Genomic DNA, 11,657 nt, shown 5'->3' with positions numbered 1-11,657 from the left:
TCAGCGCCTGCTCCGCACGCCCTCGGCGAGCTCGCCGACCAGGGACCGCAGCGCCGCGATGCCGGACGCCTCGTCCGGGGCGTCCGCGAGGCACCGCACCAGGGCGGAGCCCACGATGACCCCGTCGGCGTATGCCGCGACCTCCGCCGCCTGCGCGCCGCCGGAGACCCCGAGGCCGACGCACACGGGCTTGTCCGTGACCGCCTTGGTCCGCTCGACGACGACCCGCGCCGCGTCGCCCATGGCGGTGCGCGCGCCGGTGACACCCATGTGCGAGACGGCGTAGACGAAGCCACGGCACTGGGCGGTGACCGACGCGATCCGCTCGGGGGTGGAGCTGGGGGCGACCAGGAACACGCGGTCCAGGCCGGTCTCGTCGCTCGCGGCGATCCAGTCGCCCGCCTCGTCCGGGATGAGGTCGGGGGTGATCATGCCCGCACCCCCGGCCGCCGCGAGGTCCTGGGCGAACCGGCGCGGACCGTGCTTGAGCACGAGGTTCCAGTACGACATGACGAGCGGGGGCGCCCCGGCGTCGCGCACCGCGCGGGTCGCGGCGAAGACGTCACGGACGTGGACCCCGTGCTTGAGGGCCTGGTCCGCGGCATACGCGATCGTGGGGCCGTCCATGAGCGGGTCGCTGTAGGGGATGCCGACCTCGACGATGTCGACGCCGGCCTCGACCATCGCCACCATCGCGGCGACGGATCCCTCGACCGACGGGAACCCCACGGGCAGGTAACCGACGAGGGCTGCGCGGTTCTCCTCGCGGCAGCGGGCCAGCACCCCGCCCACGCCGATGTCGGTGGTCGTGCTCACAGCTGGGTCCTCCCGTCGCCCTCGGCGCGCGGTTCGTCGGCCGTGCCGCTCGGGACCGCGTCGCCGTCGATGAGGCCGAAGTACTCCGCGGCCGTGTGCATGTCCTTGTCGCCCCGGCCCGAGAGGTTGACCAGCAGCACGGCGTCGGGGCCGAGCTCGCGCCCGACCTCCATCGCGCCGGCGAGGGCGTGGGCCGACTCGATGGCCGGGATGATGCCCTCGGTGCGGCAGAGCAGCTCGAACGCCCGCATCGCCTGCTCGTCGGTGGCGTAGCGGTACTCGGCGCGGCCGCTGTCGCGCAGGTAGGCGTGCTCCGGACCGACGCTGGGGTAGTCCAGCCCGGCCGAGATCGAGTGCGACTCGAGCGTCTGGCCGTCGTCGTCCTGCATGAGGTAGCTGAACGTGCCGTGCAGCACGCCCGGGGAGCTGGCCGCGAACCGGGCGGCGTGGCGACCCCCCGCGATCCCCTCTCCCCCGGCCTCGATACCGATGAGGCGGACCTCGGCGTCGTCGAGGAACCGGTGGAAGATGCCCATGGCGTTCGACCCGCCGCCGACGCAGGCCAGCACGGCGTCGGGCAGCCGCCCCACGCTGTCGAGCACCTGGGCCCGCGCCTCGACACCGATGATGCGGTGGAAGTCCCGGACCATCTCCGGGAACGGGTGCGGGCCGGTGACGGTGCCCAGGATGTAGTGGGTGTGCCCCACGTTCGTCACCCAGTCGCGCATCGCCTCGTTGATGGCGTCCTTGAGGGTGGCGCTGCCGGTGTCGACCGCGTGGACCTCGGCGCCGAGCATCCGCATGCGGGCGACGTTGAGGGCCTGCCGTTCGGTGTCGACCTTGCCCATGTAGATCACGCAGTCGAGCCCCATGAGCGCGGCCGCGGTGGCGGTGGCGACACCGTGCTGCCCGGCGCCGGTCTCGGCGATGACCCGCTGCTTGCCCATCCGCTTGGTCAGCAGGGCCTGGGCGAGGACGTTGTTGATCTTGTGCGAGCCGGTGTGGTTGAGGTCCTCGCGCTTGAGGATGACCCGGGCGCCACCGGCGTGCTCGGCGAACCGCGGCACCTCGGTGATGATGCTCGGCCGTCCGGTGTAGGTGCGGTGCAGCCGTTCGAGCTCGCCGAGGAACTCGGGGTCGACCATGGCCTTGCGCCGGGCCTCGTCGAGCTCCTCCAGCGCGGGGATCAGTGCCTCGGGGACGTAGCGCCCGCCGAAGTCGCCGAACCGGCCGGTCCGCGGCAGCGGGTGGGGGGTCAGGTCGGTCACAGCTGGTCTCCTCCGTGGCGGGTCACGCCGGCGCGCCCGCGGTGATGATGTCCCGCGCCGCCCCGCGGGGGTCGGCACCGCGGACGAGTGCCTCGCCGACCAGGACCGCGTCGGCGCCCTCCGCCGCGTAGCGGGCGGCGTCCTGCGGCCCGGCGACGCCGGACTCGGCGACCCGGACCACTCCGTCGGGCACGAGGCCCGCCAGCCGGGCGAAGGTGTCGGGGTCGACGTCGAGCGTCTTGAGGTTGCGGGCGTTGACGCCCACGACGGTGGCGCCGGCGTCGAGGGCGCGGCGCGTCTCCTCCTCGTCGTGCACCTCGACGAGGGCGGTCATGCCGAGCTCGCGGGCCAGGGCGTGCATCCGCTCCAGGTCGTCCTGCGACAGGGCCGCCACGATGAGCAGGATGATGTCGGCGCCGTGCGCCCGGGCCTCGAAGAGCTGGTAGTCCTCGACCATGAAGTCCTTGCGCAGCACGGGGATCCGCACGGCTGCCCGGACCGCGTCGAGGTCGGCCAGCGACCCGCCGAAGCGGCGCTGCTCGGTGAGCACGCTGACGGCCGTCGCACCCCCGGCCTCGTAGTCCGCGGCCAGGGCCGCAGGGTCGGCGATCGCCGCGAGCGCGCCCTTGCTCGGGCTGGAGCGCTTCACCTCGGCGATGAGCGACAGGCCGGGCCGGCGCAGGGCCGCCTCGGCGTCCAGGGCGGCCGGCGTCCGGGCCGCGGCGTGCTCGACTGCGGCACGCGGGGTCACCGCCACGCGCGCGGCGAGGTCCTCGCGCACGCCGGCGACGATCTCGTCGAGGACGGTGCCCATGCCCCACAGGCTAACCAGCGGGGCTGGGGCCCCGGCGTCAGGGTCGCAGGACGGACAGCTGGGGCAGCAGACGCAGCACGCCGAACGCGAGCAGTCCCAGCGCCCAGACCGGGCCGATGGTCGACATCCGGCCGACCCAGGCGACCGGGCGACCCCGGACGGCTGCCGCCAGCCACGTGGCGTACGCCACGGCGGCGAGCACGGCCGTGCCCACGGCATACGCATTGCTGGAGACGGCGGCGCCGACGTGCCCGGTGAGGAGGTCGTTCGTGGCGCGCAGGCCGCCGCAGGCGGGGCACGGCAGCCCCGTGAGGACGAGGAAGGGGCAGAACCCCCAGGAGCCGGCGGTGTGCGGGTCGTGCAGGACGAGAGCCGCCCCGAGGGCCGCTCCGCCGAGGCCGACCAGCAGCGGCGCCCGCAGCGAGGGGGGCGCGACGCTGCGGGCGGCGACGCTCATGGCGTCAGTGGATGCCGAGCTCGGGCTTGGCGGAGTCGGGCGAGTCCGGACCCACGACGGTCTTGGCGCCGTAGCCGGCCATCGACAGCACCTTGCCCGCGACCGCGCCGAGGACGCAGACGACGGCGCCGACGACGAACAGGGCCACATTGGCGATCGCGACGCCGATGGCCATGAGCGCGAAGCCGACGAGGTTGACGGCGACCCCGGTCCAGGCGGCGACGCTGTGGCCGTGGTCTTCGTGGACTTCTTCTGCCATGGGGCTCGGGCTCCTGGGGGTCGAGGTGCTGCTGGGTACTGGTGCCATTGTGTCAGGTGGTCCGGGAGTCGTCGCGGGCCGTGGGGTCCTCCCCCGCGTCGAGCCGGTCCCAGTCGGTCCCGACCCGCTGCCCACGGGCCCCGGCCGTCGTGGTGGGCGACTCGTAGCGCGCCCCGAGCCCCCGCCACCCTGGGGCCCCGACCCAGCCGCCGACGGCGGCGATCAGGAGCAGGGCGCAGGCGACGAGGTCCACCCACGGCCAGGCCGTCGCGGAGGAGTGCGTCTCGAGCGTCCCGGTGCGCCCGGCGCTGCGGGCCGCGACGGCTCCGAGGGCACCCGAGGGGTCGAGCGCCACCCGGGCCACGACGAAGCCCTCGGCCACGGCCGCGAGCGCCATGACCGCGAGCGTCACCCGGCGCAGCACCGGACCGCTCGTGGTGCTGGCGACGGCCGCCGCGAGGGCCACGAGGGCCAGGGCGACGACGCCGGAGGCGACCTCGGTGCCGCTGGCGTCGATGCGGGTGGCCCCGAGGACGGCGTCGTCCACGGTCCCCGACACCCAGGTGCGCCCGCCACTGGCGAGCAGCACCAACGCCGACACGAGGGCGACCAGGACGACGAAGAGCTTGCCCGTCGGGCGCAGCCGCCTCATCGGACGGTCCTCAGGGCGGACGCGGTGGCGACCGCGCGCAGGGCGGCGGCGGCCTTGTTCACCGTCTCGTCGTACTCGGTGGTCGGGACGGAGTCGGCGACGATCCCGGCTCCCGCCTGGACGTGGGCCGTGCCGTCCTTGACGACGGCCGTGCGGATGGCGATCGCCATGTCGAGGTCTCCGTGGAAGTCGAGGTAGCCGACGACGCCGCCGTAGACGCCGCGCCGGCTGGGTTCGTAGTGCTCGATGAGGCTGAGCGCCCGTGGCTTGGGGGCGCCGGACAGCGTCCCGGCCGGGAACGTGGCCCGCAGGACGTCGTATGCCGTGCAGCCGGGACGGATGTCCCCGACCACCGTGGACTCGAGGTGGGTGACGTGGGAGTAGCGCCGGACGTTCATGAACTCCACGACGTCCACGGTGCCCGGCTCGCACACCCGCTGCAGGTCGTTGCGGCCGAGGTCGACGAGCATGACGTGCTCGGAGCGCTCCTTGGGGTCGGCGAGCAGGTCCTCTGCCAGCGCCAGGTCCTCCTCGGGCGACTTGCCCCGGGGACGCGAGCCGGCGATGGGGTGCGTGATCGCCCTCCGGCCGGTGACCTTGACCAGGGCCTCGGGGGAGGAGCCCACGACGTCGTAGGAGCCGCCGTCCGGGTGGGGCAGCCGGAGCAGGTACATGTACGGGCTGGGGTTGGCGGTGCGCAGCGCCCGGTAGACGTCGAGGGCGTCGGCCGGGCACGGCGTCGAGAAGCGCTGGGACAGCACGACCTGGAACACCTCGCCGGCCCGGATGTCCTCCTTGGCGTCCTGCACCATCTGCTCGAAGTCGGCCTGCGTGGTGTTGCTCGTGACCCCCTGCCGGGCGCGGTCGAAGGCGTCGCGGTCGACCGTCGCGACGGTGGACGGGGCGGCGACCGCGAGGTCGGCGGTCATCCGGTCGAGCCGCTGGACCGCGTCGGCCCACGCCTGCTCGACCCGCTCGTCGGTGGCGTCGTAGTTGACGGCGTTCGCGACGAGCAGCAGCGAACCGTCGGCGTGGTCGAGGACGGCCAGGTCGGTGGCGAGCATCATCGCGAGCTCGGGCACGTCGAGGACGTCGGGGTTGGTGTCGGGCACCCGCTCCCACCGGCGGACGGCGTCGTAGGTGATGGCGCCGACCATGCCGCCGGTGAGCGGCGGCAGGCCCTCGACCGGCTCGGTGGCGAGCGCCGCCACGGTGTCGCGCAGCGCCTCCAGGGGGTTGCCGTCGGTGGGCACCCCGACCGGCGGCTCGCCCAGCCAGAGGGCCTCGCCGCCGCGCTCGGTCAGCGTGGCGCGGCAGGCCGCCCCGACGATCGAGTAGCGCGACCACACTCCCCCGTGCTCGGCCGACTCGAGCAGGAAGGTGCCCGGCCGGTCCTGCGCGAGCTTGCGGTACACCCCCACCGGCGTCTCGGCATCGGCCATGAGCCGGCGCACCACCGGGATGACGCGGCGGTCCTGCGCGAGCACCGAGAAGGTGTCCAGGCTCGGCCAGGTGGCACCGAACGCGAGGTCCGGGCTGACGTCACTCACCGGCATACGGCCTCGCCCCGAGGTCCCCCTCGTCGAAGCAGGTGCGCGCGCCCGTGTGGCACGCGGCGCCGACCTGGTCCACGCGCACGAGGAGGGCGTCGCCGTCGCAGTCGAGCGCCACGGACTCCACGCGCTGGTGGTGGCCGCTCGTGTCGCCCTTGCGCCAGTACTCCTCGCGGCTGCGCGACCAGAACGTCACGCGGCCCTCGGTCAGGGTCCGGCGCAGCGCCTCGTCGTCCATCCACCCCAGCATGAGCACCTCGCCGGTGTCGTGCTGCTGGACGACCGCGGCGACCAGGCCGTGGGCGTCGCGCTTGAGGCGGTCGGCGATGGCGGGGTCGAGGACGGCTGGGGAGGTCACCCCGCCATTGTGCCGGTCCGGCCGGCGCCGCTCCGACCGGCATCCTCCGGGTGGGCGGGTGCGGTCACCCGCGGCGCAGGACGAGCTCGTTGCCGTCGGGGTCGGAGAGCAGCACCCGCTCGTCCCCCGCGGCGCCGGCCTCCCCCTCGGCGCCGGCCCCGGGACGGGTCGCGCCGAGCGCCAGCAACCGGTCGATCTCGGCCCGCAGGCCGCCCTCGGGCGCGACCAGCTCGAGGTGCTGGCGGTTGCGACCGACCTTGGGGTCGACGGGCGGCCCACCCCACGAGATGTTCGTGCTGCCGCCGGGGGCGCGGATCGAGGTCTCCTCGTCCTGGTCCCAGACCAGCGGCCAGCCCAGCGCCTCGCTCCAGAACCGGCCGACCGCCCGGGAGCCGTCGCACGTCACCTCGGCCAGGAAGCCGCACCCGGCGAAGAACGCGTTCCCGGGCCCCAGCACGCAGAAGTCGTTGCCCTCGGGGTCCTCGAGCACCACGTGCCCCTCCTCGGGCAGCTGCCCGATGTCGAGGTGGTGCGCACCGAGTGCGAGCGCCCTCGCCACGGTCGCGGCCTGGTCGTCCTCCGAGGAGCTCGTGAGGTGCAGGTGCAGCCGGTTGCGGACGACCTTGGCACCCCGCGACGGCTCGAACCGCAGGTCGAAACCGGTGGGCTCGGCGGCAACGAGCTCGACGCCGTCGTCACCCGGCGTCGTCCCGCCGGTGCGCCAGCCGAGGACACCGCCCCAGAAGCGGGCCAGTCCGGCAGGGTCGTCGGCGTCGAGGCAGAGGGCACGCAGGCGGCTCGTCACGCCGCGACGCTAGGCGGGGGGGCGGGACGCGGGCAACGGGTTTTGCCCGGTCCGGGTAGCGTGGTCGACCGTGCGCGTGTGGGTGAGCGGGTCCCGTGGCCGCCTCGGCAGCGAGGTGTGCCGTCAGCTCCTGCGTGCCGGTCACGAGGTGGTGGGCGCCGACGTGGCCGCGGACGACGGGGGTGGCCACGCGGCCGTCGACCTGCTGGACCGCGAGGCCGTCGCCGCCTCCCTCGCCGGGTGCGAGGCCGTCGTCCACTGCGCGGGCATCCCGAGCCCGGAGGACGTGGTCCCCGCCGACCTGGTCCGGACCAACGTCCTGAGCACCTTCCACGCCCTCGAGGAGGCCTGGGCCGCCGGCATCCGCACGGCGGTGCTGGCCTCGAGCGGTTCCATCTACGGCACGGCGTGGTCGCCCGAGCCGCTGCACCAGCCGTACGTCCCCGTCGACGAGGACAGCCCGCTGCAGTACGTCGACCCGTACGCCCTCACCAAGGACCTGCTCGAGCGGATGGGCCAGATGTACGGCCGCCGCGGCATGACCGTGACGGCGCTGCGCTTCCACTGGATCCTGTCGCGGCAGGAGGTGCGCGAGCTCGTCGACGCGGTCCCCGAGGCGCAGGAGGTGGGGAACCTCTGGGGGTACGTCGACCTCGAGGACGCGGCCCGCGCCTGCCTGCTGGCGCTGCACCCGACGCCGGAGCACTCCGGCTACGAGGCGGTGCTCGTCGCCGCGGACGACACCCGGGTGGAGCGGCCGATCGAGGATCTGCTGGCGCAGCACTGCCCCGAGACCGAGGTGCGCGTCCCCCTGCGCGGCACGGCCGGGGCGTTCGACTGCTCGAAGGCCGACCGGGTGCTCGGCTGGCGGCCGCGGTCGCGCTGGCGGGGGACGCCGGAGCGCTCCGGCTAGGAAGCCGGGGCCTTCTCGGCAGGAGTCCTCTTCTCGGCAGGAGTCCTCCCCGAGCGGGATGTCGTGGTGGTGGCGGAACCCCGGCACCGAGGTGGAGAAGTCCAGCGCCGACCGCTGGTCGTCGACGTCGATGCTGGTCAGCCGGATCCGCAGGGTTCGTCCTTCCGGTCGTCCGGCCTACGCCGGCCGTCGGCCGGATCGGCACGGCTCACAGCTGCAGGATCCGCGTCGAGACCTCGTAGGCGGCCGCTGCCGCTCGCGCGTCGTGCCAGCCCGTGGGGTCGTCCAGCGTTGCCTGGGTGCGCCGGCGCACGGCCGCCCCGGGGTCGGGCGACACGAGGTCGTCACACAGCCCGGCGACGACGAGCTCCGCGTCGTGCTCGTCGACGCCCTCCAGGGCCAGCCCGTTGTACAGCAGCGTGGCCGCCTCCTCGAACACCTCCCGGGCCATGTCGGCGTCGACGCCGGGGCGCTCGCGGGCGACCCGTTCGGCGGTCTCCAGCAGCTGGTCGAACGGGGGCTCGAAGGCGGCGGACGGCATACCGCCACCGTCGCAAGCGCTGGGCCCCGGTGGCAAGGCACTTTCCGGGCCTCAGGGCGCCGGGACGCCCCCGGCATCCGCGTCCGTGCGCGTGAACGTGAGGTGCGTGACGCCGCTCGGCGACGACACGGCCTCGACGTCGTAGCCCGCCTCCACCCCCTCGAGCCCGTCCCAGAGCCGTACGCCGCGGCCCAGGACGATGGGCACCTGGACCAGGTGCATGTGGTCGACGAGCCCGGCGGCGAGGAAGTCGCGGACCACCGTGGCACCGCCGCCGATCCGGACGTCGAGGCCACCGGCCGCCTCCCTCGCGACGGCGAGCGCCTCCTGCGGGCTGGCGTCGAGGAAGTGGAACGTGGTGCCGCCCTCCAGCTCCAGGGACGGCCGGGGGCGGTGGGTGAGGACGAACGTCGGCGTGTGGAAGGGCGGGGTGGTCCCCCACCACCCCTGCCAGTCGGGGTCGTCCTGCCAGCCGGGAGGACCGTACTTGTGGGCGCCCATGATCTCCGCACCGATGCCGTGCTCGTGCCGCTGGGCCATCGCGTTGTCGACGCCGTCACTGCCGGCGGGGTCCCAGTAGCGGGTGGCCATCATCCACTGGTGCAGGCGCTGCCCGGCGTGGCCGAACGGCGCCTCCAGCGACTGCGGCTCCCCCGTCGCGAAGCCGTCGAGGGAGATCGAGAAGTTCTGGATCCGGGTGAGTGACATGGGCACGCTCCTGCTCGGTGGTGGCGCCAGTCTGCCGCGGGGCGGCGACAGGGCTCCTGCGTTGGGACCGCCCCGGCGCGCCGAACTCGTCGGCTCCGGCACCTCCCGGTCCCCCCGGCCCCGACACACCGACGGCGGTGAGTATGCCGGTCCGGTGGTCGTCGTCGCCCTCGACCGCGTATCCTCGGGGGTGCGCCCCGCTGATCGGCGAGGGCGCTCCAGCGTCACGGGACCAGCTCCTCCCCTGCCGCGCGGCCGCACCGGTCCGGTGTCTCGCGCCGTCGACGGCCAGGCGAGTCGCCCCACGCCCGGTGCAGCCGCACCGTCGTCCGGGCCCATCCCGTGTCCGACACAGGAGAAGGAACCGCTTGGCTCAGCGAGCTCCGCGCCGCACCGGCACGTCGCGCCCCACGAACCGCGACGCCCGACGTGCCCGCGCCCACGACGAGGAAGGCATCCTGCCGGTCCTCGCCAAGGCCGTCCGACAGGTCGAGGCTGCCGCGCAGCGCGGCCCGGTGCGCCCGGGTGCCCGCACGGCGTACCAGGTCGTCGCCCTGCTCGTGCGCGAGGAACGCGCCCGGGTGAAGTCCGACCCGGAGGTCTCCGAGGCGGAGCGGTCCGCCGTGCTGACCCGGCTCGACGGCATCGCGACCATCCTGGCCAAGACCGCCGCGCGCGACACCTCGCTGCTCTCCCTGCTGGCCGAGGACGCCAAGGTCTCGCCGTCGGCGCTCAGCCTCAAGGAGGACATGCTGCGCGCAGCCGGGCGTGAGGTGGAGCCGGAGGAGGAGCCGGAGCCCGAGGACGCCGCCCCGGCCGCCCACGCGCCGCGACGGGTCATCCCCCAGACGGTCATCGCGCGGCAGCTCGCGAACCCGTTCCTGGCCCCCGACTACTCCGCGGTCCCGGCGCGTCCCACCACCAACCGGTTGGGCGGCTGGGAGCTGCTGACCCCCCTCTTCCGTGCGTTCGAGAGCGGCGGCGACGCCACCTGTATGCCGCTGCCGGAGGACCCGGAGCTGCCGATGGGCATGCGGGGGCTGCACCTCATGCGCCACCAGGCGCAGCTCGTCGCGGCCGCCGCGGAGGGCCACCGCACGTTCCTCCTCGCGGACGAGCCGGGTCTGGGCAAGACCGCGCAGGCCCTGCTCGCGGCCGAGGCCGCCGACGCGTTCCCGTTGCTGGTGGCGGTGCCCAACGTCGTCAAGGCGAACTGGGCGCACGAGGCCGGTCTGTGGGTCCCCCGACGGACCTCGACCGTGGTCCACGGCGACGGCGAGACGGTCGACGGCTTCGCCGACATCGTCATCGTCAACTACGACATCCTCGACCGGCACGTGGGCTGGCTGGGCGAGCACGGCTTCCAGGGCATGGTCGTCGACGAGGCGCACTTCATCAAGAACAAAACCTCGCAGCGGTCGCGGCACGTCCTCGAGCTCTCGGAGCGCATCCGCACCCGCCGGCTCAACCCGTTGCTGATGGCCCTCACGGGGACGCCGCTCATCAACGACATCGAGGACTTCCGGGCCATCTGGCAGTTCCTCGGCTGGATCGACGACACGAAGCCCCGCACCGCCCTCATGGCGGCGCTGGAGGAGAACGGACTGACCCCGGCGGACCACGGCTTCTACAAGGCCGCCCGCACCAGCGTGATCGACCTCGGCATCGTCCGGCGTCGCAAGGTCGACGTGGCCTCGGACATCCCGTCCCGTCGGATCGCCGACCTCCCGGTGGAGCTCGACGACGAGGCGGGTCGCTCGATCCGCGCCGCGGAGCAGGAGCTGGCCCGGCGCCTCGTCGCGCGGTACGAGTCGGCGCTGGCCACCCGCAAGGTCTCCGTCGTCGTCGACGGCATCGACCACGACCTCGTCCGGCGCGTGGCCGAGTGGGAGCGGGAGGACGGCGGCTCGGACAAGACCGGCGACAACGTGTTCACCGTCATGCGCCGGATCGGCCAGGCCAAGGCCGGCCTCGCCGCCGACTACGCCGCCCAGCTGGCCCGCAACGTCGGCAAGGTCGTCTTCTTCGCCAAGCACATCGACGTCATGGACGAGGCGGAGCGCACCTTCGCCCGTCGGGGCATCGGCTACTCCTCGATCCGTGGCGACCAGACCCCCAAGGCACGCAAGGCCGCCATCGAGGCGTTCCTCACCGACCCCGACGTCGCCGTGGTCGTCTGCTCGCTCACCGCGGCCGGCGTGGGCCTCAACCTCCAGGTCGCCTCGAACGTCGTCCTCGCCGAGCTGTCGTGGACCTCCGCCGAGCAGACCCAGGCCATCGACCGGGTGCACCGGATCGGCCAGACCGAGCCGGTCACCGCCTGGCGGATCATCGCCGCGCAGACGATCGACCCGCGCATCGCGCAGCTCATCGACGACAAGGCCGGGCTGGCGGCGCGGGCGCTCGACGGCTCCGACGAGGAGGTCGGCTCCTCGGCCGACGTCCAGCTCGAGGCCCTGGTCACGCTGCTGACGCAGGCCCTGGAGAAGCAGCTCGCCACCGACGAGGACTGA

13 protein-coding genes are annotated in these 11,657 nt (G+C 74.1%); 2 read left to right on the top strand and 11 right to left on the bottom strand.

Annotated elements, in window-relative coordinates; translation table 11 throughout:
* From trpA to ACYVDO_RS13330, 9 genes are all read right to left on the bottom strand, one after another.
* Entirely contained in the window at positions 1 to 816 is an 816-nt protein-coding gene (trpA, locus tag ACYVDO_RS13370) for a tryptophan synthase subunit alpha (protein WP_460936648.1), read from the bottom strand.
* Positions 813 to 2,084, bottom strand: coding sequence for a tryptophan synthase subunit beta (trpB, locus tag ACYVDO_RS13365; RefSeq protein WP_460936646.1), 1,272 nt, complete (start codon positions 2,082 to 2,084; stop codon positions 813 to 815). The genes trpA and trpB overlap by 4 nt, the downstream gene beginning before the upstream one ends.
* 22 nt (positions 2,085 to 2,106) lie before the next feature.
* Positions 2,107 to 2,898 carry an indole-3-glycerol phosphate synthase TrpC gene (gene trpC, locus ACYVDO_RS13360; protein ID WP_460936644.1) on the bottom strand — a complete coding sequence of 264 codons (792 nt, stop codon included), beginning with the start codon at positions 2,896 to 2,898 and terminating at the stop codon, positions 2,107 to 2,109.
* A gap of 37 nt (positions 2,899 to 2,935) precedes the next feature.
* Complete coding sequence (locus tag ACYVDO_RS13355; protein WP_460936642.1) at positions 2,936 to 3,355, bottom strand: DUF2752 domain-containing protein; 420 nt, start codon at positions 3,353 to 3,355, stop codon at positions 2,936 to 2,938.
* A gap of 4 nt (positions 3,356 to 3,359) precedes the next feature.
* On the bottom strand, positions 3,360 to 3,614 hold the full coding sequence (locus ACYVDO_RS13350; protein ID WP_460936640.1) for an HGxxPAAW family protein: 255 nt from the start codon (positions 3,612 to 3,614) through the stop codon (positions 3,360 to 3,362).
* A 52-nt stretch (positions 3,615 to 3,666) separates the two neighbouring features.
* Positions 3,667 to 4,266, bottom strand: coding sequence for a Trp biosynthesis-associated membrane protein (locus ACYVDO_RS13345; protein WP_460936638.1), 600 nt, complete (start codon positions 4,264 to 4,266; stop codon positions 3,667 to 3,669).
* Positions 4,263 to 5,822 carry an anthranilate synthase component I gene (locus tag ACYVDO_RS13340; protein ID WP_460936636.1) on the bottom strand — a complete coding sequence of 520 codons (1,560 nt, stop codon included), beginning with the start codon at positions 5,820 to 5,822 and terminating at the stop codon, positions 4,263 to 4,265. The genes ACYVDO_RS13345 and ACYVDO_RS13340 overlap by 4 nt, the downstream gene beginning before the upstream one ends.
* Positions 5,809 to 6,177, bottom strand: a complete 369-nt coding sequence (hisI, locus tag ACYVDO_RS13335; RefSeq protein WP_460936634.1) for a phosphoribosyl-AMP cyclohydrolase — start codon at positions 6,175 to 6,177, stop codon at positions 5,809 to 5,811. The genes ACYVDO_RS13340 and hisI overlap by 14 nt, the downstream gene beginning before the upstream one ends.
* Positions 6,178 to 6,241: 64 nt before the next feature.
* Positions 6,242 to 6,982: a VOC family protein gene (locus tag ACYVDO_RS13330; RefSeq protein ID WP_460936632.1), complete on the bottom strand. Its 741-nt coding sequence runs from the start codon at positions 6,980 to 6,982 to the stop codon at positions 6,242 to 6,244.
* Between the two features lie 70 nt (positions 6,983 to 7,052).
* Between ACYVDO_RS13330 and ACYVDO_RS13325 the strand changes: the two genes are divergently transcribed.
* Positions 7,053 to 7,895 (top strand): NAD-dependent epimerase/dehydratase family protein, encoded by an 843-nt coding sequence (locus tag ACYVDO_RS13325; RefSeq protein ID WP_460936630.1) that lies wholly within the window; start codon positions 7,053 to 7,055, stop codon positions 7,893 to 7,895.
* A 208-nt stretch (positions 7,896 to 8,103) separates the two neighbouring features.
* On the opposite strand, the gene ACYVDO_RS13320 is transcribed toward ACYVDO_RS13325, so the two are convergent.
* Positions 8,104 to 8,436, bottom strand: a complete 333-nt coding sequence (locus ACYVDO_RS13320; RefSeq protein ID WP_460936628.1) for a hypothetical protein — start codon at positions 8,434 to 8,436, stop codon at positions 8,104 to 8,106.
* A 51-nt stretch (positions 8,437 to 8,487) separates the two neighbouring features.
* Complete coding sequence (locus ACYVDO_RS13315; protein WP_460936626.1) at positions 8,488 to 9,144, bottom strand: dihydrofolate reductase family protein; 657 nt, start codon at positions 9,142 to 9,144, stop codon at positions 8,488 to 8,490.
* Positions 9,145 to 9,512: 368 nt separating this feature from the next.
* On the opposite strand from ACYVDO_RS13315, the gene ACYVDO_RS13310 reads away from it, so the two are divergent.
* Positions 9,513 to 11,657, top strand: coding sequence for a DEAD/DEAH box helicase (locus ACYVDO_RS13310; RefSeq protein WP_460936624.1), 2,145 nt, complete (start codon positions 9,513 to 9,515; stop codon positions 11,655 to 11,657).

The sequence above is a fragment of the Phycicoccus ginsengisoli genome, from assembly GCF_054779295.1.
Note: the sequence above shows the minus strand (reverse complement) of the source record. Positions and strands in the feature narration are given on the sequence as shown.

Bases quoted from the DNA above. Each gene is read 5' to 3' on its own strand.
- trpC (WP_460936644.1), bottom strand. From the start codon at position 2,898: ATGGGCACCGTCCTCGACGAGATCGTCGCCGGCGTGCGCGAGGACCTC.
- ACYVDO_RS13355 (WP_460936642.1), bottom strand. From the start codon at position 3,355: ATGAGCGTCGCCGCCCGCAGCGTCGCGCCCCCCTCGCTGCGGGCGCCG.
- ACYVDO_RS13350 (WP_460936640.1), bottom strand. From the start codon at position 3,614: ATGGCAGAAGAAGTCCACGAAGACCACGGCCACAGCGTCGCCGCCTGG.
- ACYVDO_RS13345 (WP_460936638.1), bottom strand. From the start codon at position 4,266: ATGAGGCGGCTGCGCCCGACGGGCAAGCTCTTCGTCGTCCTGGTCGCC.
- ACYVDO_RS13340 (WP_460936636.1), bottom strand. From the start codon at position 5,822: ATGCCGGTGAGTGACGTCAGCCCGGACCTCGCGTTCGGTGCCACCTGG.
- ACYVDO_RS13320 (WP_460936628.1), bottom strand. From the start codon at position 8,436: ATGCCGTCCGCCGCCTTCGAGCCCCCGTTCGACCAGCTGCTGGAGACC.
- ACYVDO_RS13315 (WP_460936626.1), bottom strand. From the start codon at position 9,144: ATGTCACTCACCCGGATCCAGAACTTCTCGATCTCCCTCGACGGCTTC.